Below are 25809 nucleotides of genomic sequence, written 5' to 3' on the forward strand. Positions count from 1 at the left end.
CAACTCCATTCACTTAATTTGTTCTAATGCTCCCAAAACTTCCCAAATGATAGTTCTTGTGTGAAGAGGCATATTGGGGTCTTCACTAATTTCCTCAAGTATTGCAATTGCATCAGCGGCCCTAACCGCTGGTTCTTTCTCCTTGTTTTGTAAAGCCTCAATTGCTTGCTCGGCAGCTCTCCTAATATTTCTTGGAACAGCTGTGTCTTGAACAACTTGTTCTCTAAGAACCTGGATTATTTGATTAATTCTTTCCTCAATGTTTGTCATTACTACCACCTCCACAATCATTTACAATAGGTAACTAAATCCCTGTGTAGAATTAACTTAGATCATGCTAAAAATTTTTCCGTTGAAAAAAAGATACTGTCAGGATAAAGAGTGAGATGTTAGGTTTAAGTTTCTGATAATTTTCAGAAAAAGAGAAACATAAGAACTGAAACTATTGTTTACTGCTTACTCTCACTCTCAAAGCCTTTTCGCTGGAACAAAAGTCTGAAAAAGAAGATGCAGGGCAATGACCTTTTATCTGCATGGGCTAATTACAGAGGGGTAGAATAATCCTCGAAATCAGCCACACAACAGTCTGGAACGCGAAAGCAGTTTACCAACCGAAAATCCTCGCACTCAAAAAACAGAGAACAAATTTTGAAATCCTGTGAGGGAGAGCTAATTTTCCTGGTGGATAGAGGGCCTTGGCATGAGTCAGTGTTCAACTCCCTTGGCTACATGTAACCTCTGGGTCCAAGTTGAACGCTAATTTAGTACTTTTAAGGAGAGAACAAAGCTCTCCTGGAATAATTTCAGGGTTAGTGACTGGTGTTTCCGTTTACCTTCTGGTATAATTTTACCAAAATTCACTCCTGATTCGGTTGTCTGCCTGATGATGTAACTGAGTGGCTTTGAGAGGTTTGCCCCAGTTATCCCGACAGTATGTTTTATTCCTCCAAAAGTGTTAAATAAGTTTGTAATTTATTCTTGGCTTGAAAAGTCATATAAGGTGATTGTATGGATCCCCTGAGTGGATTTGTGGGATCATTGATATGGTGGATATTGTTTTTCTATTTGCTCATGGGGCCACAGCTCCAATACAGACAGCTGCAAATTGCTAGGGCAAAATTACTGGAAAAAATGGCAAGGAAGAGAAATTCCACTGTAATTACAATGATCCATAGGCAAGAAAGCATTGGATTCTTTGGGATTCCAGTTTACAAGTTCATAAGCATTGAAGACAGTGAAGAGGTACTCAGGGCAATAAGAATGGCTCCAAAAGATAAGCCAATCGACTTGATAATCCACACTCCTGGTGGGTTGGTATTGGCAGCAACACAAATAGCCAAAGCTTTGAAGGATCACCCGGCTGAAACAAGGGTGATAGTTCCCCACTACGCGATGAGCGGTGGGACTTTGATAGCTCTTGCAGCGGACAAGATTATAATGGATCCTCATGCAGTTTTGGGACCAGTTGATCCTCAGCTGGGTCAGTATCCCGCCCCTAGTATAATAAAAGCTGTTGAACAGAAGGGAGCGGAGAAAGTCGATGATCAGACGCTAATACTTGCGGACGTTGCAAAGAAGGCCATAAAACAGGTGCAGGATTTCTTGTATGATCTTCTAAAGGATAAGTACGGTGAGGAAAAAGCAAGAGAGCTGGCCCAGATCTTAACAGAAGGAAGGTGGACGCATGACTACCCAATAACGGTTGAACATGCCAGAGAGCTTGGTCTTGAGGTAGATACAAATGTTCCTGAGGAGGTTTACGCCTTAATGGAACTCTACAAACAGCCCGTTAGGCAGAGAGGAACAGTAGAATTCATGCCATACCCAGTAAAGCAAGAAGGGAAGAAATGATCAATAAAAAACTCCAGTTTTTAGTGTTTCTTTTACTTAGTTATGAAAAAAGTGAAGAAAACAAGAATTCACTTCTTTAAAGGATCTGGTATGGCCTTATTCCACTGTTCTTGAGCCAGTTTTCCAGTATATTTGAACTTTTCCACTAATTTTTCTGCTTTTTTCCTCTTTTCTTGATGTTCTTTGAGGAATTCTTGAACTCTCTGGATTAGATATCTCTTACATTCTCCGCAAAGCAACTCTCCATTCTTACAGGCATAATATCTTTCCATGAGCTTTTTATCGTCTGGTTCAAAGAATATTTCAAGCCATTTGAACACAACACACTTCTCTGGATTTCCGCCCTTTTCTCTCTGCTCCTTTAAGGTTGGTTGACCTCCTGTTAGGGCAAATTTCCAAATTTTCTTTCCAGCCTCTTCAGGGTTGTCTGTGAGATATATAGCCGTCTCTGGTTTGCTCGCGCTCATCTTTCCTTCTAAACCTGTAAGTGGTGGGAAAAATTTTGAGTGCAGGGCTGCAGTCTTATAATACCCCAAGCTTTCGGCAAAATCCCTCTGTAATCTCCAATATGGGTCTTGATCTATTGCCGCTGGAATTAGGCATCTTTTCTTTTCAAAAAACGTAGGAGCTGCTTGAATTGCGGGGAAAAATATCATTCCAATTTTGCTCTGCTCTGTAAATCCAAACACGGCTTTTGCCATCGAAAAGTTAATCTTCTTTGCTATTGGAATGGCCATCTCGTATATCTTTGTAAACTCGCTGTTTTGGAAGATAAATGTTTTGTCTGGATCAAAACCAACAGCTATTATGTCAAGGATATTTTGATAGGCCCAGTACTTTGTATCCTCAAATGTTAAGTTCTCCTTAAATAGAAACTTTTCGTCGTCGGTAATTTGGATGTAGAGATTTACATCAAACTTCTCCTGAAGCCATTTTGTCGCAAAAAACGGAATTATGTGGCCAATATGCATAGGCCCACTGGGTCCTCTTCCGGTGTATAAGAAGAATCCTTTTCCCTGCTCGTAGTCATCTAACACCTTATCATAGTCTCTGTGGGAGAAGAAAAACTTTCTCCTGAAGAATATTGGTAGCTCACTTTTAGTTAATCTTGCAGTTCTTTCTAGTAGGTCATCTGTTAGGGGAGACGTCCCAAACTGCTCTATCAGTTTGTTATAATCTATAATGCCTTCTACTTCCCAGGGTGTGACTTTAAATTCTTCTTCCATAGAATATCACCTCTACAAGATAGTTTGACCCAGAATAGAAATCTAAGCTTGGAGGGTTATTCGAGCCAAAAACCACCACCGAGCATGTATCTTTAAAGCTCTTTTTCAAATTTAAAATTTTTGGTTGGGACTGGGGCATCACCTCCTGAAGCCATTCAGTCGGGTCAGTAGGTGGACAACCAAACCGGGAATGAAACCTAACACAGTTATACTAGAAGGCGAACAGAAAAAACAACCCTGTAAACTCTCCTTCAATCCTTATTCTAGAAACGTTTTGTCTGCTCCTTTAACGTCATGAACCAGCGCTCAACTCGGTTCAAATGTAACGTGAAGATACAGCCCATGGGCTTTAAACGCTGACTTATACCACGGGCCACCATCAACCAGGCAGGTATTTAACACATTACCAATGAAATCCCTGGCAATCCACCGGTTCCTCACAGGAGTGATTTATATCGCAAGAATCTCCCTGCTCTCAACATCAATAGCCGCCCAGAGGTATCTTCTCTCCCCATTAATCTTAGTCACAGTATCATCAACTTCCCGTTTCTTCATCGCCAGCATTTTCATCCGGTAGTGACTCATCCCGAGAATCCTGGCGACTTGCTTGTAACTGGGGCCTTTCAAGTATAATCCCATACCCTGATCTTCTTCTCCATCGGAATTTTATTCCGGCGCAAGGGTTTAAGGCCAGTAAAGAGTGATTCCAGCCTTCTATCCTAACACTATCCACGCGCCACCGGCCTTCTAAGGAAGTTCCTTCTCCCAGGGATTTAAAATCGAGAAGTGCTCTCGTGAGTAAGTTCAAGCAGAAAGAAGGGCACATCCTCCTTTTCCAGCACCCTTACGTTTTTTGGATACCTCCTGTGGGTCTTGCCGGCCTTCACCTCCACCTTGAGGTCCCCTGCTATTGCATCTATCTCGTAGGAGTTCCGGTAGTAGTACACTTCGCCGAAACGGCGGTATAGGTGCTCCTGAACTACCCATTCATATAGTGCATCCTCCTTTAGTTCAGTCCCGCTCCACAGGGCGAAGAGCCTAGCCAGAAGAGGATCACGAAAGAAGAACTTCTTCTCACGTTTGTAGAGTACCTGGTTTCCCTGCTTAAGGTAGGCTATCCCGAGGACGTAAAGCTCGGTGAAGAGCTCAATGTAGTCCTGAACCACCTTGTAGGAGTAACCTGAGGTAATTCCAGCCAGAGCCCTAAAGCTTGTCGCCGAGGGGGCGCTCCTTATCAGGGCAGAGAGCGTCTCCTTCGCTATCTCAAGGCTCTTCCCAAAGCGGACAATCTCTCCAATGTAGGCCCCGAGGAGATCTTCCATCGGAAGGCCGTTTATTGAAGTCGGGAATCCGCCGGTAGTCAGGTAGTCCTCGAAGAGCTTCAGGACTTTTTCCCTGTAAAGTTCCGGCTTTTTAAGCCCCATTACCTCCACGTACTCAGGAAATGAGAGTGGCATGACCTCTATGGTCTTTCCACTCCCTCTCCTGCCCGGGAAGAGCTCGATGTCTCTCCTGACCCCCAGGGAGCTTGAGCCCGTAACCGTGACCACGTCGTTCTTCAGGAGACCGGCGTCTATGAGTGGTTTAACACCGCGCCACCAGCCCTCAAGGGAGGTAACCTCGTCGAGAAAGATATAACCCGTTTTAACCCCTTCCTTCTCCTTAAGCTCCTGGAACTCGCGTAGGAGGTTTAAGAGCTCGCGGTGGCCTGGCAAAACCTTGACGTTGATGTAGAGGATTGACTCTGGGGGGTTATCCTTCAGGAGTTCTTGAATTAGGAGCTTTATCCCTGTGGTTTTCCCAACTTGCCTCGGGCCGAGGACAAAGTTGAGGGAGAAGGGCTTGAGCGAAAGCTTTTCCAGCCACCCCGGCTTCCAGTGTAACCTCTGCTCTTTCCAGCGTCTCACGTGGTAGTCCTCTCTTCCCTCCCACCAGGGGTTCATGTAGGTGAGATCGTCCAGTCTCATAGGCACACCTGAGAAGTTATAGTTCTCAACCATTTATAAAGATTGAGAAGTGTGAGTTCTCAGGATTTAAAAATGGGGGGGTCAGAGCTTGATCGAGATTTCGGCCTTGTTACTCTTTTTGAGCTGGATTGCGAGGAGTTGCTTTGTGTAATCCCTGTATCGAAGGTAAAAGAATATTATGAGGGGCTCCAAGGGGCATCAGCCAACTCATCGCTGGGTGATAATCGGTAATCATGGCGTGGCCAAGTAGGCCAAGTCCAGTTCCATTGATCAACCATACTCGCATGTTGAGAAACCTGCAAGATGAGGGCTTTGATGTCCCTGGAGAACTGTTCCACTGGACTATGAAGCTCGACAGGAACTATATAGCTCCACGCTATTCAGAGGCATATCTCGAAGGTTCTCCCTTTGAGTATTGCTCGGGGAAGAGAGGTTCGTGAGAGAATTCTCAGCTTCGTCAAAAGAACGGCCGAAAATCTCGCCTGAGATTAAGAAGTTTGTGAGGAAGGTAGTCGATTACTTTGACTCTCCGGGCTTTTTGAGCATCTTTTCCTGCTTGAAGCACTTGAGGAGGTGGTAGCTAATAACCGCAGATATTCCCAGGGCAAAATATGCGACTGGGGCCAATGAGAATATCCCCCGAACTGTTTGTGGCCTCCCTGTGGGGTCAAGATGCATCAAAGTATTTCCAAGCAGTAGAGCAAACAATAACCCCACACTCGACTTGAAATACTCCCGGCCAAGCTCTTGCCTTTTGGGTTCTACCCAAGACAAAATAAATAATGATAGTATCGGGTTTGCGATAGGTATATAATCCACAATGAGGTATTATATTATTGGTGGCACCCATGAACTCTGAAGTCATAAAGGAGTTTCTTGAAGATATTGGGGAAGATTATATTGAATTAGAGAATGAAATACATTTGAAACCTGAGGTATTCTATGAAGTTTGGAAGTATGTTGGTGAACCTGAACTTAAGACTTATGTTATAGAGGATGAAATTGTGGAGCCTGGGGAATATGATCCTCCTGAAATGAAGTATACAAATGTAAAGAAAGTCAAAATCAAAAAGGTGTACTTCGAAACGTTGGATAATGTTAGAGTTGTTACAGATTATTCTGAGTTCCAGAAAATATTAAAGAAAAGAGGCACTAAATGAATTCCAAGATTGATCTATACCCTTTTCCATCTTTTCTTATCATTCTTGAAAACCTTGAAGACAGTAATTTGTTGTTCAATTCATATAGCAAGTCAAGGTATCCTATCGCGAGCTTGTCAACGTACTCGCTGAATTCCAGGACTTTTCTACCAATGTCTTCTTGGGAAGAGAAGAACCATTCAATCAAAATTCCCTTTGGATTAAGTATTCCGATTGTAATCTCTATCTCTGGAAATCTCTTTATAACTTCCTCTGGGGATACTTTAGTTGATATTCCTATAAAGCATCTGTCATGCACTTCTTCAACATTTTCTATGAAGGTTGAAAATCCGTCTATAACTTTATCTTCGATTAGTTTGTGTATCATAAAGTTTATCGTTGGCCTTTTCTTCCCTAGCTTTGCTTCTAACTCTTTCATGGGAGTTCTTGCGTCCGTCTTTAGAATATCCATCAAAACTGCGTATTCATATGGATACTCCCAGTAGCCAAATTTTCTTTTCATAGGGTCGCTTCTTGGATCCCAGACTTCGTAAAGTTCGAAGTCATTTGAATAGCGGGAGAAGAACTCAGGTAGGTATTTTTCCTGATCGTAGGGGATCTGTAATATAACCTCGATTCCATTCTTAAATCCAAAGATGGGGGTTATATATACAATAAAGGGGTTTTCTGATAGCAGTTCTGCAGTTGGTATTATTTCTGACTTTGGAATGGACAAAAATGCTATGTAACTCTTAAGGCCTATTCTTGTTATATTGTAGAGTGCACTCACAACCACATATTTTCCATAGTATTTGTCGTAGATTCTTTTGAGTTTGTAGTAGTTTATTCCTTCCTTTTTAGCTATGCTTCTCAGGCTATCCCTTGGGTGTTTTTCTAATACTTCAACCAACCAAAGGATATCATCCCAATTAACCTCGCTCATTTCCGACCAGTAAATAGAATTACTCAAATCTTAAAAGGAATTTCGGTGAATTTAGTAAAGTTTTTGTTTACCTAAAGGCTATGCTCCTGATCCAAAAAAGAGACAAGTAAAGTTTTTATTTACCTAAGAGAACTTTAATTAGGGGGAGGAGAGATGGTGAGGATAGAGGTTGTTGATATTGAGAAACCTGAAGGTGTAGAAGTGATAATAGGCCAAGGAAACTTTTCTATATTCACAGTTGACGATTTAGCTAGAGCTCTCCTGACAACAGTTCCTGGGATAAAGTTCGGAATCGCAATGAATGAAGCTAAGCCTCAATTGACTAGGTATACTGGCAATGACCCAGAGTTAGAAAAGCTCGCTGCTAAGAATGCTCTCAAGATTGGAGCTGGTCATGTGTTCGTCATCTTAATGAAGAATGCATACCCAATAAACGTTCTAAATACCATTAAGAACCATCCCGCTGTGGCAATGGTTTATGGGGCTAGTGAAAATCCATTCCAAGTTATAGTTGCCGAAACTGAGTTGGGAAGAGCAGTTATTGGGGTTGTTGATGGAAAGGCTGCCACTAAGATTGAAACTGAGGAACAGAAGAAAGAGAGGAGAGAGCTAGTAGAAAAGATAGGTTATAAGATTGATTGAGGGATTTTTCTATGGAACTATTTTTTATTACTTCAAATGATGGAAAAGTTAGGGAGGCAAAGAAATTCTTGGAACCCCTGGGAATTAATGTTATAAAAAAGCCTCTTGAATATCCAGAGATTCAGGCCGATACGTTGGAGGACGTGGTAGTTTTTGGGCTAAACTGGTTGAAAGATAAAGTGGACAAGCCCTTCATAATTGAGGACTCAGGCCTGTTCATAGAAGCACTAAATGGTTTTCCCGGTGTCTATTCTGCCTATGTTTACAAGACAATAGGACTGGATGGGATATTGAAGCTTATGGAAGGAATTGAAAATCGAAAAGCCTACTTTAAGAGTGTGATTGGATTCTATGATGGAGAAATACACCTTTTTGTGGGGGAAGTTCGAGGTAGAATATCTAACGAAAAGAGGGGCTTGCATGGATTTGGATATGACCCAATTTTCGTTCCCGATGGATTTGATAAAACATTTGCCGAAATGTCAACAGAAGAAAAAAATTCTGTATCTCATAGGGGAAAGGCTTTAAAGGAATTCTATAGATGGATGAAAGAAAACCTTAAAAAATGAATATGTGTCAAACATAATCTTGGTGGTTAAAATGGCAGAGCTCTTAGACAGGACTGATAAAATGTTGCTCGAAGAGCTCAAGAAAAATGCGAGAGAAAACATAGCAGCCCTAAGCAAAAAGCTTGGAATTCCCAGGACAACCGTCCACTATAGGATAAAGAGGCTCCTAGAGGAGGGTATAATTGAGAAGTTCACGATAAAACCAAACTACAAGAAGCTAAACCTTGGAACAACGGCCTTTGTATTGATTAGATATGACCCTGATTCTGGCCTAACCCAAAAGGAGGTTGCCGAACAAATAGCTAAAATACCGGGCGTTTATGAAGTTCACATAGTTGCGGGGGAATGGGACATTCTCCTCAAAGTTAGGGCCGCAAATGCAGAAGAAGTTGGTAAAATTGTGATAGAGAAGTTAAGGGAGATTAAGGGTGTGGGGCAAACTGTAACAATGGTGTCTTTTGTTACCATTAAAGAAGAGATTTAAAGTTGGGGTCTTCCTCATGTGAACTTTTATGAGTTCACGTGAGAATTCATTCCCCGATTTACTGTGAGTGCCCGGACTTAGACCGTCCCACCCATTTCTCTTTTCTCTCTCGGTTCGCTACGGCGGAACGGGTCGCCCGAACACTCGCAGGGTTCAACCAGCCCTCCACCTCACCTCGTTCACCGACTTCATTAGGCTGGCATCACTACCAAAAACTATTTAAGTAAATAAGTATTTAAGTATTTTGGTGAACACAATGGCGATGATCGACGTTCTCCTTACTGATTGAGATGATGAAGCGAGGTTAGGTGAGCCTTTTTAAACTATACTTTTCTTATTGTTGTGGGGAGAGAAAATGGTAGCGAGAGTTATTGTTGATGCTCAAGCCGCGAGAGCAATTGGAAAGGGGGCAATGATAGTCTTCAAGAAGGGAGTAGTGAGAACAGAGGGAGAGATAAAGCCTGGAGACATCGTTGAAGTGTACACAAGGGGAGGAAAATTCCTTGGAAAGGGATTTGCAAATCCAAACTCCAACATCATGGTTAGAATAGTCACGAGAGACAAGGATGTAGAGATAAACAAAGAACTCTTCAAGGAGAGAATAAGGAAAGCAAACGAGTACAGAAAAAAGGTTCTGAAGTATACAAACGTCTACAGAATGGTTTATGGGGAATCCGATTATCTGCCTGGATTGATAGTGGATAGGTTTAATGACATAGCCTCCCTTCAAATCTCAAGTGCAGGGATGGAGAGATTTAAACTTGAAGTTGCTGAGGCAATTATGGAAGTTGAACCTGAGATAGAGACCGTGTTCGAGAAGAACACTGGAAGAAGTAGGAGAAGAGAGGGACTCCCAGAGATTGAAAGAGTTCTCCTGGGAAAGGAAAAATACAGGACAATAATACAGGAAGGTAGAGCAAAGTTCATAGTTGATATGAGAGGGCAAAAGACAGGATTTTTCTTGGATCAGAGAGAAAATAGATTGGCATTGGAAAAGTGGGTTGAGCCAGGAGATAGAGTTTTGGACGTGTTCACCTATACCGGTGGATTTGCCATACATGCGGCAATTGCTGGAGCTGAGGAGGTTATTGCCATAGATAAATCTCCCAGGGCCATAGAAACGGCAAAGGAAAATGCGAAGCTCAATGGGGTTGAGGATAGAATAAAGTTCATAGTGGGTAGTGCTTTTGAAGAGATGGAAAAGCTCCAAAAGAAAGGAGAAAAGTTCGACATAGTTATACTTGACCCTCCAGCTTTTGTCCAGCATGAAAAGGATTTGCAAGCGGGAATGAGAGCTTACTTCAACGTTAATTTTGCGGGGTTGAATTTAGTGAAGGATGGGGGAATACTGGTTACCTGTTCTTGTTCCCAACATGTTGATCTTCAGATGTTCAAAGACATGATAATAGCGGCGGGAGCGAAAGCTGGGAAGTTCTTGAAGATGTTGGAGCCCTATAGAACGCAAGCTCCCGACCATCCAATTCTAATGGCATCCAAGGATACCGAGTATTTGAAGTGTCTGTTCCTTTATGTGGAAGATATGAAGCATTAGAAACGAAGATTTTTCGGTACACGGTGGTTGGGCTTATTTTTGAATTTTTAGTCTTCTTTGAGCTTTATTTTTGAAATAAAGGTTTTTGAGCGATTAGGGTTTAATTTAGTAACTCAAAGTTAGTATTTTCAGTATGTTACAGTTTTGTTGCCAAATTATGACGAAAGTTTTTCGAAAACTATCAAATAATATTTTAAGAGGAGATTTTTGGAAAGAGTTTGATAGTTTCTGTTGGATTCTTTCAAAAGATTGCGAACTAGCTTGGTTAGAATAGTTAAGTCTTCTCCTGGGATAGGGTGTGAAAGCAGTGTTTTATTCCCAGGGTGCTCGTGGGAGTTTTCTTGATTTAAAGTCCCAGGGGGAGTTGGTTTGTTTATAAATAAGGGGTTCTTGGGTAAGGTTGATGTCCCGTAAGGCTTATAAATTCGAGTGATATAGTTACTCTGTAGGAGTATTGGGGCAAAAAAGCCCCCTGTTCCAATAAGACTACAAAAGAATTGAAAGGCGAGCTCCTCGGCCATCTTCGCGTCAAGCTCTGCCTGAGTTCCAATAAGACTACAAAAGAATTGAAAGAAGAGACGTTTTTAATGAAGAGATAGTGAAGAAGTAGTTCCAATAAGACTACAAAAGAATTGAAAGGCAACATTGTGTGATTGCAGTCCACGCCCGTGTCAACGTTCCAATAAGACTACAAAAGAATTGAAAGCTCTTATTTTGAAGATCTCGACATTTTCTTTGGATGTGTTCCAATAAGACTACAAAAGAATTGAAAGTCATAAGGTGGTGGCTGTTTATTACAACGATGAGACTGTTCCAATAAGACTACAAAAGAATTGAAAGTTGAAATAATCCCTCACTCTGTATGTCTCTATCGCCACTGTTCCAATAAGACTACAAAAGAATTGAAAGACGATGTACAACCTCGGCTTTCTCCCCGTCATAAAGTTCCAATAAGACTACAAAAGAATTGAAAGTTCTGCCCTGTGTTCAATGCAATCAAGAAGTTCAGACAGGTTCCAATAAGACTACAAAAGAATTGAAAGAGGAAAGAAGTTAGCACAGTAGATCTTGCAATGGAGTGTTCCAATAAGACTACAAAAGAATTGAAAGGGGTGCAGGAAGAACCGTTTCGGGAGTAAAGATATTCTGTTCCAATAAGACTACAAAAGAATTGAAAGGAACACCACGACGACCCTCTTATCGTCCTTGTGCAACGTTCCAATAAGACTACAAAAGAATTGAAAGTAGGCATCTTCGCTGATTACCCTCTCAGCAGTCTTCCCCAGGTTCCAATAAGACTACAAAAGAATTGAAAGAGGGAACCAGCTCTTTGACGGCCTGAGCTACACCATCAGTTCCAATAAGACTACAAAAGAATTGAAAGCGTCTATTGTCCACCCTTCTTCGTATGCAGTCTTTGCAGTTCCAATAAGACTACAAAAGAATTGAAAGCTATTTAACGTTCCATAAGATACACCATCAACATAAAGTTCCAATAAGACTACAAAAGAATTGAAAGCTATGTATTCAGCTCTGGCCAGATAAAGCTACTTAGAGGTTCCAATAAGACTACAAAAGAATTGAAAGACTCTAATGTGTTCGTCTTTTATTTCTATGCTGATGGTTGGGTTCCAATAAGACTACAAAAGAATTGAAAGACAACTTGCTTCACAACGATAGTGCTCGCATTTGTATGTTCCAATAAGACTACAAAAGAATTGAAAGTTGGGTTCGGTTTTCTGACAACGAGCTCACCGTTTCTGAGTTCCAATAAGACTACAAAAGAATTGAAAGGGTTTCCGAGATGAGCACCCCGAGCCGGGAGCTCGGGGTTCCAATAAGACTACAAAAGAATTGAAAGTAGCAGCTGAGAACTATTACCACATAGTTTACGCCGGTTCCAATAAGACTACAAAAGAATTGAAAGCAATTAGCGACGCTATTAGCGTGAGCTGTAGTTGGGGTTCCAATAAGACTACAAAAGAATTGAAAGCTGGGTTTTTACCGTTCTGCTTGCACCATTGGTAAAAGTTCCAATAAGACTACAAAAGAATTGAAAGACACTCATGTTTTGCTCGTATATGGGACTGACGGTGAAGTTCCAATAAGACTAAAAATAGAATTGTAAATAATCTGCGGTGGTGGTGTGTAGGGACAAAAAGACAGAAACTCCTGAATAGGGGTGGGAAAAGGGCATGAATACCTATCTATATGTCAGGAATGACAAGTTCTTCCTCCGTTAGCAAGAATTTCCTATAAGCCTTGAGTATATCTCTATATCTTCCCTCTACATTTCTAATTTTCTAAGAATAAGGTTTGAAAAAAGCTCAAAAAGCGTAACCTTCACTTCTTCCACTCTGTATATCCACACTTCCCACAGGCCCACCTATCCCCGTGATCTGCCATGAATACTCCTGGGCCACAGCGCGGGCAGAACTTGTTCTTTCTTATAACTTTCCCATCCTTAATCTCGTAGAGCTTCCACTTCTGTCCCATTCTCACTCACCCTCCTTCTTCTCTATTAATCCATCTCTAATTAAAATGTACTCGGGCTCTATGTAGAGCATTCTCTCCTTGCTGTCGTATGCCTTCGCATATCCCTTGCTTATGTAGCTTCCGAAGTAACTCCTTATGTACTGAATAACTGTTGTTTCGGGGTTTAAGTCAAGCATTGCCACTAGCTTTCCTTTTACGTCCTTTCTACTTGGGGTGGGCTCTCCTGGGTGATAAATTTCGAAGTATATCTCCTTTCTCCCGATAAGTTTGTTTTCCTTGATCTCTTTAATTCTAATCTCCATTCCTAACCACCTCCATATTTCTCATAATTTCTGCACACCTGCGTTTGCATTCAGAAGTTACCTTTATAAGCACTATGCCTTCCCTGGGTTGCCCATATACAACAAAACTTCCAAGTGGTGCGTATAACACTGCGGGAATTGCTGCTAGATCCTCCTCACCATTAACAACAATGTGAACATTTGTGCCTCTTCTAATGAGGGAATACGCCTTTTTTATCGTTTTTAGTAGGTGAAGAGTAATAGTTCCAGGGGGATTTTTAACTGTTAGGAGGACTCCTTTATCTCCAATCTCGGGCTTATATTCTCTTCTCTCGGTTTTATGGTCATAAATAGCCAAGCGGGGTCTTAATCCTACCTTCAGGCTGTTCTCGGTAACTACATCTCCCACGGTAATAAGAGTGTTTGAATTTACAATTTCTTTTAACTTAAGATATGGGATTGGAATTTCTCCTTTTATAAGCTCACCAAGAGGTTTCTTTAATTCTTGCCGCAAGTTTAGGGGTAATTTAAACATTACAGACATCAGCGCACCCTTATGGCATATTTTCCTGGGACTTTTGCTCCAATTTTCTTAGCAATTTCACTGTTCTCAACGTCAACTATTATAACTAGATCGAACCATTCCTCACTCAAATCTCTACTTCCACAAACTGGGCATCTATCTTCTGAAGTAATGTAGTGACAGTGTCTGCAGGCTTTTTCACTCACTTCTTACCCTCCTCCTTTTCTTTCTTCTTTTCCTTCTCTATCCACTCGAATTTTCCAAGGCCAGGCTGCCTCATTGTAAGTCCTATTCTGTTCTCTCTTATGACTTTGCTCTTCGCACTAATGTTTATTATCCTAGCTCTCACCAAATCGCCAATTTTAAGTAGGTATTTCTTTTCTTTGCCAACAAATTGCTTATTTCTCTCGTCATATACTACATAATCGTCCATTAATTGGCTTATGTGGACTAATCCGTCAATTGGGCCAATCCTTATGAATGCCCCGAATGGCATAACATCAGCTACATAACCCTCAACTACTTCGTGAATCTTGGGCTCCCAAACTAGAACATCAAAAACTACCTCGTGGTACGTTGCTCCATCTCCTGGGATTATGATACCGTCTTTGATATCCTTGACCTCAAGAATTGATAGGATTACCCCTTCATCTTTGTCGTATGTTCCTTCGTAAGTCTCCCTTAGGATTATTTTTGCAGCTTCCTTGGGGTCCATGGTAAACATTGTTGGGGGTATCCTCACGACGTCCTTTACGGTGACTATCTTGTACATGTTTCTTCCTCCAAACAAATTTTAAGAGAGAAGAAGAATCACTCCTTCTTTCCAAACTTCTCTTTGTACATTTCTATGGCTCTTAGGATTTCTCTCTTTGCAGCTTCTGCTCCTTCCCATCCCTCTACTATTATCTCTTTTCCTTGGAGTTCCTTGTATCTCTTGAAGAAGTGTGCAATCTCATCTAAGAATGCCTTAGGAACGTCGTCAATATCTTTCCAGTCCTTGAAGTATGGGTCTTCTACTGGAACTGCAAGGACCTTGTAGTCCTTGTCTCCGCTGTCGATCATCTTAAACAATCCAATGGGCCTAGCCTCAATTATTGTTAGCGGGTATACTGGCTCTCTCATTATGACCATTATGTCAAAGGGATCATCGTCCTCGTACCATGTTCTGGGTATTATTCCATAGTCTACTGGATAGAAGAATGGGCTGTAAAGTACCCTGTCCAATTTAAGCAATCCGGTCTTCTTATCTAGCTCGTATTTGTTCCTACTTCCCTTAGGGATCTCTATTATAGCATAGACGACTTCTGGGACGTCTGGCCCGGGTTCAAGGTCATGAAATGGGTTCATTTTTCTTCCCCTCCCTCTAAATTGTTCACTCAAGAAATCCTCTTCGAGTAGTTTGAAGACACACCACTTTTAAATTTTTAGCTCCTCCCATTTTTTCTTCATAAGCAGAGCATCCCCTTCTATATTGGGGCTCTCACTTATTACAACGCCCTTAACTTTAAATTCTTTGAGAACTTTGAGTAGATCTTCCCATTTAAGATCGCTCTCCTCTAGATTGAGATGCCTCTTTTCTCCCTTTTCTGTGTATTCAATTCCACTTATGTGAATATGCATGTTATCTAATGCCTCTCTCCCAAGCTCGTTTTCAATTAAAGCTAGCATCTCTCTCCACTCTTCTTCAGAGTTACACTTTCCCTTATTCCTCGCATGGGCATGGGCAAAGTCTATTGCGGGAAGAACAAGCTCTAGGTTTTGACTTAATTTAATTAATTCTTTCAGATCTCCAAATTGGGTCGGCTTTCCCGTCAACTCAGGTCTCAGCCAGACTTCTATTCCCCTGTCCTTTAATTCTCTCTCTATATCCTTTAGTGTGCTTTCAATTTTCTGATAAACCTTTTCTGGATGTTCTTTCAAGTAATAGCCAGCATGAAAAACTACGCTCCATCCTCCTGCCTCATATAGCCTTTCTGCACTCTGAATAATTCTCCTTTTGCTACTTTCCACTTTTTCCTTCTCTTTGGCGTTTAAGTTTATGTAGTATGGGGCATGCGCTGTTAAAACAACGTCGTTCTTTTTTGCTACGTATTTTATTTTCTTTGCCAGTTCGGGCCTTATATTTACTCCTCTCACAAATTCAAGCTCCATGGCATCTAGTCCAAGCTCTCTAACCCTTTCAATTCCAGCTATTGTAGAAGGTTTTGGAGTAGAAAGAGGTATTCCAGCAGTTCCAAATCTTAGCCTATCAATTTTGAACATACATAATTCCCCATCATGTGTTTGGATAAATCCTTTTAAGGTTTCCACATTATATATCTCGGTGAAAGACTATGGCTGTAATCATCGAGTTTTCTCTTATTCCTTTGGGGGAAGTAAGTGTGAGTAAGTACATAGCAGAAGCTATAAAGCTTTTAGAGGAGAAAGGTGTTAAATATCAGTTAACCCCCATGGGGACAATTATTGAGGTCGGGAGTGTGGAGGAAGGGTTGAAGATTGTGGGGGAGGCTCATGAATTAATGTTTAAATTGGGAGTTAAGAGGGTTGTTACCCACATAAAGATTGATGATAGAAGGGATAAAGAGAGGAAAATGGAGGATAAGGTAAAATCTGTGATTGAGAAGGTGAAGAAATGAAGGTATTAATCCTGGCTATTGATAGAGACAATGACTTTGGAGTAAAGGCCGGAGTTAATGGACCAGTTATAGGTAGAGAGAAGTGTCTAGATGCTGCTGTAAAGCTAAGTTTAGCTGATCCAGAGGATAGTGATGCAAATACTCTTTTTGCCGCAATAAAACTCTATGATGAGTTGAAGAGAAGTGGAGAGTTTGAAGATGTTGAAGTGGCTTTAATAACTGGACACCCTTCTGTCGGCGTGAAGAGTGACCTTGAATTGTCAAGACAACTTGAGGAAGTCCTTAAAGTGTTTCCGGCAGACGGTGTTATTCCCGTAACGGATGGGGCCGAGGATGAGCAAATATTTCCAATTATCTCCTCGAAGGTTCCAATAATAAGTAGCAGAAGGGTCGTTGTTAAGCAGAGCCCTGGGATAGAGACGACGTGGTACATAATTGTGAGATATCTAAAGGAACTCCTAAGCGATCCAGAAGCTTCCAAAGTTTTTGTGGGGATCCCAGGAATGATAGTTTTATTGTTTGGACTTGCAAAGCTTATTTCACTCCGCTATCCAGCAAGCACTCAGATTGTTTCCTCGGTCGTTACTGGCTTCATAATGTTGCTTGTGGGAGGATATTTCTTTGTTAAAGGGTTTAAACTCAGACCAATCCAGTCAATTGCTAAGATGATTAGTAGAGGGTTCATTACATTCATAGCAGGTCTAACTGGACTGATTGTTATTGGAGTGGGTGCGATAAAGGTATATTTAACTATTGAAAGCATTGCTGAGAGCATGATTGGGGGCATCCCCTCGAACGAGCTAATAGCTCTGCTAATATACATAAATGCCCTCAACTTCTATTTTATACTTGGTCTTGGAATAATAGCTCTTGGGAAGATAATTCAAGGTTATCTAAGGAGAAACTTCCACCTTTGGTATTACGTTACAGCCCTGCTAATGCTCCCAGGATTTTGGATTGTTATTGACGTTGTGACAAGATATGCGAACCCCTTCATTAAAATTTCAACTACAGAAATTGCTACAAAAGTGCTCCTTGTGGGGGTTGACCTAGTTATTAGTATCCTAATTGGGTTAAAATTGAAAGAAAGAATAAAAAATTGGGCTATAAGGGTTCCGTCACTTTGACCTTCTCTTTAAGTAGATAAACACGGCAATTGTTATGGCAAGGATTCCAGAAATTGTGGCTAATAACCTTAGCCTACTTTGCGTTTCAGTGTTCTCTTTTACTGGGATGCTTATTGAGTATTCAAAAGTATAAACGTTGTCGTCTCCTTTTTCTCTATCGCCAACTGCTCTAATCCTTATTTGGATTATGTAATCTTTTGGAATTGCATTTCTGCTTATTGAGAGTGTTATCACTCCCTGGCCAGTTTGATTTGGATGTAGATTTCCGACGTAGTCAGTCCTCTTTATAATTGAGAACGGCTGTGATGACTTAACAACACCTTCGATTATAACGTTTTCAGCTTTTTCTCCTCCAATGTTCTTTAGCGTAACGTAAACGTTAACATCTCTTCCTTGCACTGGTTCTGGGTTAAACGTAACGTTTTCAATGATGATGTTCGGTTTCTCCTCTATTATTATGGGGACGTAGAGGGTTATGTTCCTATAAGTCCCAGTTGGGTCTTTATAGGTAACCAGAATTGGTATTTTATATTCTCCAGGCTTCGCGTTCTTGTCGACATCTACCTTGAAAGAAGCTTGGTATGAATCTCCTTGTCTTAATGTTCCTGCATTGATTATCTTATCGCTTGTTTCGCTTAAGGAGAAGGGATACCTTGGCTCTGGTGTTAATATTACATATCTTGCCTCTCCGCTTCCCACATTCTCTACGCTGAAGCTCACCACTACATCTGCATACCCAGGGAGCACCCTGCTTGGAGATGTTAGAACTTTCGAAATTATTATTCTCTCCATTCCAGTAACCTCTACTCCAACAACTCTATCATCCTCTATTAGCTTATCATCTGGAGAAGTTACATACCTTAGACGAAGCTTTACGGGATAAATATTACTCTCAAGTCTGCTGTTGGCTTTTAACCTAAATGTCACTACAACAGTTTGATTTGGCAGTACTATTCCGTTGTATTTGACGTTGTCCTCTCCTATCGGAAGGAATACTTGAGATTCTTCGGTTCCTAAATTCTCTATCAATTGGTTTATTGCCTTTTGCAAATTCTCCGAGAGTAGCTCACCCTGAGGTATTGGGAAAGAGGAAAGCTGAGACAAGTCTACTTTGGTAATTTCCCTTTGGATTTGAGTTTCTATTGGTTCTATTTTAACCTCCAATCCTTTTGCATATCCCTCTCCCTTGTTCTTTAGCGCTAAAACTAGTGTAAATGTTGACCCAGGTTCAACTTTTTCAGGAATTGTAGTCGCGTTTTCTATCTCTATGAAGGCTTCCCTCTTTCTAACTACAGTAATTGCTAGCGTGAACTCTTGAGATATTTTGGAATCCTCATTTCCAGAATAGTATTCAATTTTGATTTTAATGGGATAAGTCCCTGTACTCGCATCTTCATTTACGTGTAAGGTGAAGGTTTTAGTAAAGCTAGCGCCTGGCTCAAGGAAGTTTTTGTAGAATGAATCGGGAGTTACTGGGTTGAATGGTGAAGTTAAGATATTTGCTCCTGTAAGCATTGAAATATCACTTGGTTCTGCGCTAACTAAAATCTTTCCTACGATTTCTTTTGCCGTATCCCCACCAGAATTTTCAAACGTTAATGTTAGGTTGAAATCTTCCCCAGGGTGAACGATCTTAGGGACTGAAACGTCTTTAAGAGTTAAGTGGGCCTCATAATCTTTCCTTATTGTGACGACTGCAGAATCGTAGAGAGTTCTTTGTTCAAGCAACTGGCCTGAAGTGTAGACAAAGTATATTACGGACAAGTAAATTGGGTAATCTCCTGGCCTTGCATTTTCATTGACTTTGTACTTGAAGCTCAGCTCAACTTCTTCTCCGGGCTCTATGAGATCTATGTACTTGTACATTGTTTCTAGTGGGTAGAGAGCTCCTTGCAGTACTCCGGTCTGAGAGGCCAATTGGGGAAGTGCTGTGGAGATATCATTTTGGGTTTGGCTAGAGGGAAGTGTGGGCATGATGGGAGTTGGTGAGAGTATTGCAGTGACGAACCTAACTTTTCTGGCACCTATGTTCTTCAGCTTTACTTTTATCTCGAATATTTCTCCAGGCTTTAACTTTCCTGGATACTCAATTTTCGAGAGCAGTAATCCTTGAACCAGGGAAACCCTCCACTCAACTGGCCCGCTGATGCTGACTTTTGCTCCATTTGGATATACCTGAACAACTGTAATATACAGAGTTTTTCCATTGTATTCAATTTTTGCAGTTTCATTAACTCCTATCGGCTCGGCATTTGGGATTGTATATGGTTTTGATACGTCCTCTACTTCTATTCCTAATTCAGGGTGCTCTTCTATGGTCTTCACTATAGCTTCCCAAATTTCAATTTCATCAGCCGTAGAGAGCCATTGGAGGAATTGGGCAAATTCTGTAGGGTCGTCGGGATTATAGCCGAGAGTTTCGGCCATGGCCCTTAAGAATGTTACATTTGAGAGTAATTGTGATACTTTTTCTTCATCTGGAATATATATTACAGTTAGATTTGGCCCCACTGGGTTCATGTCCTCATCAAATGCTAGAAACACAGCCTTCCATTTGTTCTCATTGATATCGTATACTGTCTCTTTGAAAATTATCATTAATGGACCTATTAGGAGGTAATCCCCAACGTTCATATAGCCCTCATATAAAAGATCTCCTCCAGTTGCTGTGTAGTTTCTTCGTGCTATGTCTTCCTGGGCAATTACTGGAGACAATAATGAGAGGCCAATTAAAGCGATCAGCATAAGGCTAGTCTTTTTCACTTTCCCCACCTCCTATCTTTTTTCCAAACTCCAACTGGAGTATCGCGGGGGTCACTAGATAAGCGGAGAACATTGAAGCGAAAATCCCCACGGCCAAAACCTTTCCAAAGTCGTGAATTGCAGTGAGATCAGCGGAAAGCAATGCTAAAAATCCTCCAGCTGTGGTGAGCGCTCCCACAAGGATTGAGGGTCCTACGCTCTCCATTGTAGTAATTATTGGAGTCTTGTTTCCTTCTCTAAATTCTTCCATGAACCTGTGGGTAATGTGCATCCCATAGTCAACTCCCAACCCAACTATCATCGAAACAACTCCAGCCAAAGTTTGAGTAAACGGGATCCCAGTGAGTCCCATATATCCAATGGTCCATAGAGCCCCCAGGAACATGGGCATTATCATAGCTATTGAGACTGAAGGTTTTCTAAACAAAATGAATACGACAAGGACAACTATTACCGTTCCGATTGTGGAAATTCTGCTGAGCTCGCTGTTCACTAAATTGTTTAAGACGTAGTTTAGATAAGCCTCTCCAGCTAAGCTGACTTTTGTTCCTGCAGGAAAATAGCTCATTTCGATTTCTTCTTCAAAGTATCTCATTATTCTATCGAAATCTTCCTGGGTAACGCCCATGAAGTTTCCTTTAAACTTTATTATCGTCATGCTGTAGTCGGGAGAGACTAAGCTGGAGTCCTTGAGGGCCTCTTTTATGAGATCCTTACTATTGGGTATGAACCCATATTTTTCTATAACTTCATCAGCTATGCTCTCGCTCTCAAATACATTGTTATAGTATGAATCAGCTTCGACTGCCCTTTCAAACCTTAAAATAGCCCTAACGATTTCTGGATCTCTAACGTCATCGGCCCTAACGAGGATATAAATTTCATCTTGGCCTCCAAACTCTGACCTTATGTCAGTCAAAGCTTCAATCTCAGGAATCCCCCTGGGAATCATCTTTTCCAATCTAACTTCCGTTGTAACTTGGCTTAATCCATAGAGCGAGATAATTGAAATGATTAAGGCTAATATCAAAGCTCCTATTGGGAATTTCTTTATTCTCCATCCCCACCTTCTAAATAAACCTGCTAACTTACTTTCACTACCTGAAATACTTATCCTCGTTTCTTTTTTGAACAATAAGCTCCTAATTTCCTCCTCTAAGATTGCAAGGGCGGGGGTTATTATAACTGCATTTATTGCTGCCAACCCAAGCCCCATGGTTAGAGTTATGCTCAACCTCTTTAGTGACGGAAGAATTGAGATTGATAAGGCCAAAAATCCAGCAATGGTTGTTAAAGCAGCTCCCAGGAGGGCCTTTCCAGTTTCAGTAATTGCTTCCTCAGCAGCCTCTTCTGGAGGTCTCCCCCTGCTTCTCTCTTCATAGTACCTATTGGTGATGTGAACTCCATAATCTATTCCCATTCCTATTATCATTGCCCCGACGGTACTCGTTGCCATGTCAAGGGGAATCCCTAAAAGTCCCATGAACCCTAAGGTCATGACAACACCAAATATCAGCGGAATTAGTGGGATTAGCATTCTCACTGGAGATTTATAAAAATAGAGGAGGAGGAATACAACAATTGCTCCGGCGACGGCCATTGTTTTGTTCATGTCACTCTGGAGCATTTGAAGTATTCTGTAAGTTATTCCCAGGTCGCCAGTTAGAATAACTTTTACGCCATCAGGAAAGTTGCTTTTCTCTATATCTGAAGTTATCTCGTTGTAAACTCTAATTAACGTCTCTTGGTTTCTTTCTCTGTTGATTTCAACTATGACGAGAGTTGAAGAATAGTCACCACTAATCAAACCGTTCTTTGCTTCTGGAGGTAAGAAGTTGAGAACGAAGTTCACTTCCTCGATACTCCTGGGCAGTCTTCCTAAAATCTGAACACAGAGGTCGGCTATGCTGAATGTGCTGGTAACGTATTCCCTCTCCTTTAATCTTTGCTCTAAATTGTATATGGCCTCTATAACCCTGGGATCCCTAACATCTACAACAGATTTCGTACTCTCAATCTTGACATATATTAGGGCTGAACTTCCTGCATTAAACTCGTTTTGAAGGGCGAAATAATCTTTAACTGCCTCTAAATCCTCGGGAAGTTGCTTAGATAAATCACTTTCAAACCTTAGCTGAGTTAATCCATAACCAGATAGCACTAAGAGGAACATCGCTATTACTGCAAGAGCATGCCTGTAGACAACTATTATTTCAGCTATTTTCCTCAACATGTTTCTCACCGAACTTTCGGAATTTTCCGAAAGTTTTATATTTTAGGAATCTTAAAAACATTGCGGTGAGAGCATGGGTATTGAGGAGGCTAAGAAGATAATCTTGGAGCTATATGCAAACACCGCTAGAAGGCTTGGACAGAGTGAGCTAATTGGTTATATTTATGGGGCCTTATTTTTCTCAGAAGACCCCCTTAGCCTGGGAGATATCTCTGAATTGACGGGATATTCTCTCTCCCACGTGAGCTCAGCAATGAAAGTTTTGGAGAGCGTTGGTCTCGTTAGGAGAATTAAGAAACCGGGAGATAGGAAGGTGTATTTTGTTGCAACTAAAACGTTCAGTGAGTGGAGAAGTTCGGCATTCTATGATAACATTATGGATAATATAAGAGAAACTAGGGAGAAGCTTCTGGAAGCCCTAAAAGAGTTGGAAGGAGAGGAAAGTGAAGAAGCTGAGAAACTTAGACAAAAAATAAACATGGCCCTTAGGAGGAACGAAATTAGTGAAAAGCTCCTCTCACTGATAATGAAGTTTGACTCTGAAGAAGAGCTCTTGGAGACTCTGGAGGAGTGCTTAAAAAAGAGAAAATGAGATCAGCCAGGAATCCGGTCATCATGCCCTCAGTATCGGATGGCGCTCATCATTCAAAATAAGCTCATCTCATGTCTTTAAAGCATTTTTCATGAATTCAACTATGTCATCAATTTTCACTTCGTTCTGCTCTCCACTCTCCATATCCCTAACAGTAACGACTCCCCTTTCCAAGTCTTTTTCTCCAACAATGATTGTCTTCTTCACCCCTACTTTGTTTGCATAGTCCATTGCCTTTTTGAGCTTCCTTCCCATCAGCTCAATCTCCGTTTTAATTCCTGATTTTCTTAAGCTCGTTGCTATTCTTATGGCAACTTTTTTCATCCTTTCTCCAATTGGGACAACATATACGTCAGGAGCAATTTGGACTTCAGGAATGAGGCCTTTTGCTTCCAATATTGGGATTAACCTTTCAATTCCTATTGCAAAGCCCGTTGCTGGCGTTGGTTTTCCTCCAAACACTTCAATGAGGTTGTCGTATCTTCCTCCTCCACCAATTGAGCCAATTCCAAGATCGTTTGGAGCTATGGCCTCGAAAACTATACTAGTGTAGTAGTCGAATCCGCGCGCTATTCCTAAATCTATCCTTATCCAGTCTTTAACTTCGTAAGCCTCTAGAAGATCTATGAGTGCGTACAGCCTATTGATCTCGTTCTTTGCAACTTCACTTGTAAATAATTCTTCAGCTAGTGGAAGAACTTCATCTGGTTTCCCCTTTATGTTGATTAACTCTAAAACTTTCTCTATTCCATTCTTATCTAATCCAAATTCCTTTAAGGCATTAATGAAGTCCTCTTGAGGAAGTTTGTCTTTCTTGTCTATTATCCTCATGAGCCCAATATCGTCCTTAACACCAAGCATTTTCGCGAATTCATCGAGCAAAATCCTATCCCCTATGTTTACTGTGAACTCTCTTAGTCCAGTTGCCAAATAACTCTCCACGAAGAGTGCAATTACCTCAGCATCAGCCTCGACCTTATCGCTTCCTATTAGCTCAACCCCAGCCTGCCAGAATTCCCTATACCTCCCACTTTGGGGCTCTTCATACCTAAACATATTTGCTATGTAATACCACTTTATTGGCTTTGGGGCGGTCTGGAACATATTAACATATAGCCTGGCAACGCTTGACGTCATGTCGGGCCTTAGTGAGACATCTCTTCCTCCCTTGTCTTTGAACGCGTAGAGCTGTTTAACAACTTCTTCTCCACTTCTAAGCTCAAAGAGCTTTGTATATTCCATGGTTGGAGTTAAAACCTCTTTAAAGCCATAAGTTTCAAATCTTTCTCGTATTCTCTCAAAAACCCATCTTCTTTTGACCATCTCCTCTGGCAAAAAGTCTCTTGTTCCCTTTACTCTTTCAATCATTGTTCTCTCCCATTCCTTTACGCTCGAAAGCTTTAATAAATGCTTTTCGGTTTGGCCAAAAAGTTTTATACTTGTAAAATTTTGTATTTACATGGTGGTTTCTATGGGAAAGCTTGATTGGATTAGGGAAGAACTTGAGGAACTTAAGAAGAAGGGGCTTTACGTGACAATTAGAGTTCTTCAAAGTGCCCAGGGCCCCTGGGTTATTGTGAATGGAAAGAAAGTTCTGAACATGTGTTCTAACAACTACCTAGGCTTAGCTGCACACCCCAAGATTAAAGAGGCTGCCATAAGAGCCATACTCGACTATGGAGTTGGTGCTGGTGCCGTTAGAACCATAGCTGGAACTATGGATCTCCACGTGGAGCTTGAAGAAAAATTGGCTAAGTTCAAGAAGAGAGAGGCAGCAATACTCTTCCAGAGCGGTTACAACGCTAACCTTGGAGCTATAAGTGCCCTCCTAAGAAAGGGTGAGGACGGTGTATTCTTAAGTGAAGAGCTAAACCACGCAAGTATTATAGATGGAATGAGACTGAGTGGAGCTCCTAAGGTTATTTACAAACACTTGGATATGGAGGACCTTAAGAAGAAGTTAGAGGAGAACAAGGACAAGAAGAAGAAAATCATTGTTACAGATGGAGTATTCTCAATGGACGGTGACCTAGCTCCGCTTCCAGAGATAGTCGAGCTCGCTGAGCAGTACGATGCAATAGTTTACGTTGACGATGCCCACGGTGAGGGTGTCCTGGGAAGCCACGGAAGGGGAATTGTAGACCACTTCAACCTACACGATAAAGTTGACTTTGAGATGGGTACACTAAGTAAGGCCTTTGGTGTTATAGGAGGTTATGTAGCTGGTCCAGAGGAGGCAATTGAATACCTCAAGCAGAGGGCTAGGCCATTCCTATTCTCAAGTGCTCCAAATCCACCCGACGTCGCTGCAGCAATAGCTGCAGTTGAGATACTCCAGAAGAGTGACGATTTGGTTAAGAAGTTGTGGGACAACACCCACTTCCTCCAGAAGGGACTTAGGGACCTTGGCTATGATTTAGGAAACACAAAGCACCCAATTACCCCAGTAATGTTATACGATGAGAAACTTGCCCAGGAATTCTCAAGGAGATTATTCGAGGAGTACAACATCTTTGCCCAGGCAATAGTTTATCCAACAGTCCCCCTGGGAACAGCTAGAATAAGGCTTGAGCCCTCAGCAGCCCACACTAAGGAAGACCTCAAGTTAGTGATTGATGCATTCGAGGATCTTGGAAGGAAGACTGGCTTCCTGAAGTGAGTTTAGTAGGTAACACGCTCTGATAAAAGTTGACTTATTTCCCCTTCTTTTTTGTTTTAACGGCTCGTTCGTCTTTGTTTTTTAGTTTTGAGGGGTTATGGGTTGTTGAAGTGTTTTTGTGTTTTT

25 protein-coding genes, 2 pseudogenes and 1 CRISPR repeat array are annotated in these 25809 nt (G+C 41.4%); of the genes and pseudogenes, 12 read left to right on the forward strand and 15 right to left on the reverse strand.

The features are described from left to right. Positions 1 to 9: 9 nt before the first annotated feature. Positions 10 to 270: a UPF0147 family protein gene (locus tag ACMFNG_RS04180; RefSeq protein WP_014835090.1), complete on the reverse strand. Its 261-nt coding sequence runs from the start codon at positions 268 to 270 to the stop codon at positions 10 to 12. Positions 271 to 429: 159 nt separating this feature from the next. On the opposite strand from ACMFNG_RS04180, the pseudogene ACMFNG_RS04185 reads away from it, so the two are divergent. Together ACMFNG_RS04185 and ACMFNG_RS04190 are read left to right on the forward strand one after the other, a co-directional pair. After that, positions 430 to 959, forward strand: a pseudogene (locus ACMFNG_RS04185) (IS6 family transposase). A 49-nt stretch (positions 960 to 1008) separates the two neighbouring features. Beyond that, complete coding sequence (locus ACMFNG_RS04190) at positions 1009 to 1851, forward strand: SDH family Clp fold serine proteinase (protein ID WP_011011355.1); 843 nt, start codon at positions 1009 to 1011, stop codon at positions 1849 to 1851. Between the two features lie 68 nt (positions 1852 to 1919). Here the strand turns inward: ACMFNG_RS04190 and ACMFNG_RS04195 are convergent, their stop codons facing one another. The 3 genes and pseudogenes from ACMFNG_RS04195 to ACMFNG_RS04205 all read right to left on the reverse strand — a co-directional run bounded on the left by ACMFNG_RS04195 (position 1920) and on the right by ACMFNG_RS04205 (position 5044). After that, positions 1920 to 3077, reverse strand: a complete 1158-nt coding sequence (locus ACMFNG_RS04195; protein ID WP_011011356.1) for a tryptophan--tRNA ligase — start codon at positions 3075 to 3077, stop codon at positions 1920 to 1922. 130 nt (positions 3078 to 3207) lie between these two features. Next, positions 3208 to 3787 (reverse strand): annotated as a pseudogene (locus ACMFNG_RS04200) (DDE-type integrase/transposase/recombinase); the annotation flags it as partial. A gap of 63 nt (positions 3788 to 3850) precedes the next feature. Beyond that, positions 3851 to 5044 carry an ATP-binding protein gene (locus tag ACMFNG_RS04205; RefSeq protein ID WP_014835091.1) on the reverse strand — a complete coding sequence of 398 codons (1194 nt, stop codon included), beginning with the start codon at positions 5042 to 5044 and terminating at the stop codon, positions 3851 to 3853. Between the two features lie 233 nt (positions 5045 to 5277). Here ACMFNG_RS04205 and ACMFNG_RS04210 point away from each other — a divergent pair, with 233 nt between their 5' ends. Both ACMFNG_RS04210 and ACMFNG_RS04215 read left to right on the forward strand, forming a co-directional pair. Next, a complete protein-coding gene (locus tag ACMFNG_RS04210) occupies positions 5278 to 5484 on the forward strand; it encodes a hypothetical protein (RefSeq protein ID WP_014835092.1) in 207 nt (68 codons plus the stop codon). A gap of 408 nt (positions 5485 to 5892) precedes the next feature. Then, entirely contained in the window at positions 5893 to 6204 is a 312-nt protein-coding gene (locus tag ACMFNG_RS04215; RefSeq protein ID WP_011011361.1) for a DUF5748 family protein, read from the forward strand. Here the strand turns inward: ACMFNG_RS04215 and ACMFNG_RS04220 are convergent. Further along, the gene (locus ACMFNG_RS04220; RefSeq protein ID WP_014835094.1) at positions 6197 to 7126 is read right to left on the reverse strand and encodes an Lrp/AsnC family transcriptional regulator; all 930 of its coding nucleotides are present in this window, start codon (positions 7124 to 7126) and stop codon (positions 6197 to 6199) included. The two genes, ACMFNG_RS04215 and ACMFNG_RS04220, sit on opposite strands and share 8 nt — an antisense overlap. Before the next feature lie 153 nt (positions 7127 to 7279). On the opposite strand from ACMFNG_RS04220, the gene ACMFNG_RS04225 reads away from it, so the two are divergent. The 4 genes from ACMFNG_RS04225 (at position 7280) to ACMFNG_RS04240 (ending at position 10373) form a co-directional block, all read left to right on the forward strand. Continuing rightward, a complete protein-coding gene (locus ACMFNG_RS04225) occupies positions 7280 to 7768 on the forward strand; it encodes an adenosine-specific kinase (RefSeq protein ID WP_011011363.1) in 489 nt (162 codons plus the stop codon). A gap of 11 nt (positions 7769 to 7779) precedes the next feature. After that, positions 7780 to 8337 carry an XTP/dITP diphosphatase gene (locus ACMFNG_RS04230; protein WP_011011364.1) on the forward strand — a complete coding sequence of 186 codons (558 nt, stop codon included), beginning with the start codon at positions 7780 to 7782 and terminating at the stop codon, positions 8335 to 8337. Between the two features lie 31 nt (positions 8338 to 8368). After that, a complete protein-coding gene (locus ACMFNG_RS04235) occupies positions 8369 to 8821 on the forward strand; it encodes an Lrp/AsnC family transcriptional regulator (protein ID WP_014835095.1) in 453 nt (150 codons plus the stop codon). Positions 8822 to 9176: 355 nt separating this feature from the next. Continuing rightward, a complete protein-coding gene (locus ACMFNG_RS04240; protein WP_011011366.1) occupies positions 9177 to 10373 on the forward strand; it encodes a class I SAM-dependent rRNA methyltransferase in 1197 nt (398 codons plus the stop codon). Between the two features lie 474 nt (positions 10374 to 10847). After that, positions 10848 to 12433: a CRISPR direct-repeat array (repeat unit 30 nt; unit sequence GTTCCAATAAGACTACAAAAGAATTGAAAG). Positions 12434 to 12716: 283 nt separating this feature from the next. Here the strand turns inward: ACMFNG_RS04240 and ACMFNG_RS04245 are convergent. The 7 genes from ACMFNG_RS04245 to ACMFNG_RS04275 all read right to left on the reverse strand — a co-directional run bounded on the left by ACMFNG_RS04245 (position 12717) and on the right by ACMFNG_RS04275 (position 15935). Next, positions 12717 to 12869 carry a 30S ribosomal protein S27ae gene (locus tag ACMFNG_RS04245; protein ID WP_011011367.1) on the reverse strand — a complete coding sequence of 51 codons (153 nt, stop codon included), beginning with the start codon at positions 12867 to 12869 and terminating at the stop codon, positions 12717 to 12719. 2 nt (positions 12870 to 12871) lie between these two features. After that, positions 12872 to 13171 (reverse strand): 30S ribosomal protein S24e, encoded by a 300-nt coding sequence (locus ACMFNG_RS04250; protein WP_011011368.1) that lies wholly within the window; start codon positions 13169 to 13171, stop codon positions 12872 to 12874. After that, positions 13161 to 13694, reverse strand: a complete 534-nt coding sequence (locus ACMFNG_RS04255; protein WP_011011369.1) for a GTP-dependent dephospho-CoA kinase — start codon at positions 13692 to 13694, stop codon at positions 13161 to 13163. Before ACMFNG_RS04255 ends, ACMFNG_RS04250 begins: the two co-directional genes overlap by 11 nt. Then, a complete protein-coding gene (spt4, locus tag ACMFNG_RS04260; protein WP_011011370.1) occupies positions 13694 to 13879 on the reverse strand; it encodes a transcription elongation factor subunit Spt4 in 186 nt (61 codons plus the stop codon). Before spt4 ends, ACMFNG_RS04255 begins: the two co-directional genes overlap by 1 nt. Next, positions 13876 to 14445, reverse strand: coding sequence for a DNA-directed RNA polymerase (locus ACMFNG_RS04265; RefSeq protein WP_011011371.1), 570 nt, complete (start codon positions 14443 to 14445; stop codon positions 13876 to 13878). The genes spt4 and ACMFNG_RS04265 overlap by 4 nt, the downstream gene beginning before the upstream one ends. Before the next feature lie 38 nt (positions 14446 to 14483). Then, positions 14484 to 15020: an inorganic diphosphatase gene (locus ACMFNG_RS04270; protein ID WP_011011372.1), complete on the reverse strand. Its 537-nt coding sequence runs from the start codon at positions 15018 to 15020 to the stop codon at positions 14484 to 14486. 69 nt (positions 15021 to 15089) lie between these two features. Next, entirely contained in the window at positions 15090 to 15935 is an 846-nt protein-coding gene (locus ACMFNG_RS04275) for a deoxyribonuclease IV (RefSeq protein WP_011011373.1), read from the reverse strand. A gap of 71 nt (positions 15936 to 16006) precedes the next feature. Here ACMFNG_RS04275 and ACMFNG_RS04280 point away from each other — a divergent pair, with 71 nt between their 5' ends. Together ACMFNG_RS04280 and ACMFNG_RS04285 are read left to right on the forward strand one after the other, a co-directional pair. Next, positions 16007 to 16309 carry an MTH1187 family thiamine-binding protein gene (locus ACMFNG_RS04280; RefSeq protein WP_011011374.1) on the forward strand — a complete coding sequence of 101 codons (303 nt, stop codon included), beginning with the start codon at positions 16007 to 16009 and terminating at the stop codon, positions 16307 to 16309. After that, entirely contained in the window at positions 16306 to 17436 is a 1131-nt protein-coding gene (locus ACMFNG_RS04285) for a DUF373 family protein (RefSeq protein ID WP_011011375.1), read from the forward strand. The genes ACMFNG_RS04280 and ACMFNG_RS04285 overlap by 4 nt, the downstream gene beginning before the upstream one ends. Here the strand turns inward: ACMFNG_RS04285 and ACMFNG_RS04290 are convergent. Together ACMFNG_RS04290 and ACMFNG_RS04295 are read right to left on the reverse strand one after the other, a co-directional pair. Then, positions 17428 to 20199 (reverse strand): COG1361 S-layer family protein, encoded by a 2772-nt coding sequence (locus ACMFNG_RS04290; protein ID WP_011011376.1) that lies wholly within the window; start codon positions 20197 to 20199, stop codon positions 17428 to 17430. The two genes, ACMFNG_RS04285 and ACMFNG_RS04290, sit on opposite strands and share 9 nt — an antisense overlap. Next, positions 20186 to 22432, reverse strand: a complete 2247-nt coding sequence (locus ACMFNG_RS04295; protein WP_011011377.1) for a hydrophobe/amphiphile efflux-3 (HAE3) family transporter — start codon at positions 22430 to 22432, stop codon at positions 20186 to 20188. Before ACMFNG_RS04295 ends, ACMFNG_RS04290 begins: the two co-directional genes overlap by 14 nt. Before the next feature lie 73 nt (positions 22433 to 22505). On the opposite strand from ACMFNG_RS04295, the gene ACMFNG_RS04300 reads away from it, so the two are divergent. Further along, on the forward strand, positions 22506 to 23024 hold the full coding sequence (locus ACMFNG_RS04300) for a GbsR/MarR family transcriptional regulator (protein ID WP_011011378.1): 519 nt from the start codon (positions 22506 to 22508) through the stop codon (positions 23022 to 23024). A 69-nt stretch (positions 23025 to 23093) separates the two neighbouring features. On the opposite strand, the gene hisS is transcribed toward ACMFNG_RS04300, so the two are convergent. After that, positions 23094 to 24392 (reverse strand): histidine--tRNA ligase, encoded by a 1299-nt coding sequence (hisS, locus tag ACMFNG_RS04305; RefSeq protein ID WP_011011379.1) that lies wholly within the window; start codon positions 24390 to 24392, stop codon positions 23094 to 23096. Between the two features lie 103 nt (positions 24393 to 24495). Between hisS and ACMFNG_RS04310 the strand changes: the two genes are divergently transcribed. Further along, positions 24496 to 25683 carry a glycine C-acetyltransferase gene (locus ACMFNG_RS04310; RefSeq protein ID WP_011011380.1) on the forward strand — a complete coding sequence of 396 codons (1188 nt, stop codon included), beginning with the start codon at positions 24496 to 24498 and terminating at the stop codon, positions 25681 to 25683. Positions 25684 to 25809 lie beyond the last annotated feature (126 nt).

The organism is Pyrococcus woesei (genome assembly GCF_050496105.1).
GTDB lineage: Archaea > Methanobacteriota_B > Thermococci > Thermococcales > Thermococcaceae > Pyrococcus > Pyrococcus furiosus.

Coding starts and splice junctions, on each gene's coding strand:
- ACMFNG_RS04275 (WP_011011373.1), bottom strand. CDS start 15,935: ATGTTCAAAATTGATAGGCTAAGATTTGGAACTGCTGGAATACCTCTT.
- ACMFNG_RS04250 (WP_011011368.1), bottom strand. CDS start 13,171: ATGGAGATTAGAATTAAAGAGATCAAGGAAAACAAACTTATCGGGAGA.
- ACMFNG_RS04265 (WP_011011371.1), bottom strand. CDS start 14,445: ATGTACAAGATAGTCACCGTAAAGGACGTCGTGAGGATACCCCCAACA.
- ACMFNG_RS04230 (WP_011011364.1), top strand. CDS start 7,780: ATGGAACTATTTTTTATTACTTCAAATGATGGAAAAGTTAGGGAGGCA.
- ACMFNG_RS04245 (WP_011011367.1), bottom strand. CDS start 12,869: ATGGGACAGAAGTGGAAGCTCTACGAGATTAAGGATGGGAAAGTTATA.
- hisS (WP_011011379.1), bottom strand. CDS start 24,392: ATGATTGAAAGAGTAAAGGGAACAAGAGACTTTTTGCCAGAGGAGATG.
- ACMFNG_RS04295 (WP_011011377.1), bottom strand. CDS start 22,432: ATGTTGAGGAAAATAGCTGAAATAATAGTTGTCTACAGGCATGCTCTT.
- ACMFNG_RS04270 (WP_011011372.1), bottom strand. CDS start 15,020: ATGAACCCATTTCATGACCTTGAACCCGGGCCAGACGTCCCAGAAGTC.
- ACMFNG_RS04225 (WP_011011363.1), top strand. CDS start 7,280: ATGGTGAGGATAGAGGTTGTTGATATTGAGAAACCTGAAGGTGTAGAA.
- ACMFNG_RS04205 (WP_014835091.1), bottom strand. CDS start 5,044: ATGAGACTGGACGATCTCACCTACATGAACCCCTGGTGGGAGGGAAGA.
- ACMFNG_RS04195 (WP_011011356.1), bottom strand. CDS start 3,077: ATGGAAGAAGAATTTAAAGTCACACCCTGGGAAGTAGAAGGCATTATA.
- ACMFNG_RS04220 (WP_014835094.1), bottom strand. CDS start 7,126: ATGAGCGAGGTTAATTGGGATGATATCCTTTGGTTGGTTGAAGTATTA.
- ACMFNG_RS04300 (WP_011011378.1), top strand. CDS start 22,506: ATGGGTATTGAGGAGGCTAAGAAGATAATCTTGGAGCTATATGCAAAC.
- ACMFNG_RS04210 (WP_014835092.1), top strand. CDS start 5,278: ATGGCGTGGCCAAGTAGGCCAAGTCCAGTTCCATTGATCAACCATACT.
- ACMFNG_RS04255 (WP_011011369.1), bottom strand. CDS start 13,694: ATGTCTGTAATGTTTAAATTACCCCTAAACTTGCGGCAAGAATTAAAG.
- ACMFNG_RS04280 (WP_011011374.1), top strand. CDS start 16,007: ATGGCTGTAATCATCGAGTTTTCTCTTATTCCTTTGGGGGAAGTAAGT.
- ACMFNG_RS04215 (WP_011011361.1), top strand. CDS start 5,893: ATGAACTCTGAAGTCATAAAGGAGTTTCTTGAAGATATTGGGGAAGAT.
- ACMFNG_RS04190 (WP_011011355.1), top strand. CDS start 1,009: ATGGATCCCCTGAGTGGATTTGTGGGATCATTGATATGGTGGATATTG.
- ACMFNG_RS04285 (WP_011011375.1), top strand. CDS start 16,306: ATGAAGGTATTAATCCTGGCTATTGATAGAGACAATGACTTTGGAGTA.
- ACMFNG_RS04235 (WP_014835095.1), top strand. CDS start 8,369: ATGGCAGAGCTCTTAGACAGGACTGATAAAATGTTGCTCGAAGAGCTC.
- ACMFNG_RS04240 (WP_011011366.1), top strand. CDS start 9,177: ATGGTAGCGAGAGTTATTGTTGATGCTCAAGCCGCGAGAGCAATTGGA.
- ACMFNG_RS04180 (WP_014835090.1), bottom strand. CDS start 270: ATGACAAACATTGAGGAAAGAATTAATCAAATAATCCAGGTTCTTAGA.
- ACMFNG_RS04310 (WP_011011380.1), top strand. CDS start 24,496: ATGGGAAAGCTTGATTGGATTAGGGAAGAACTTGAGGAACTTAAGAAG.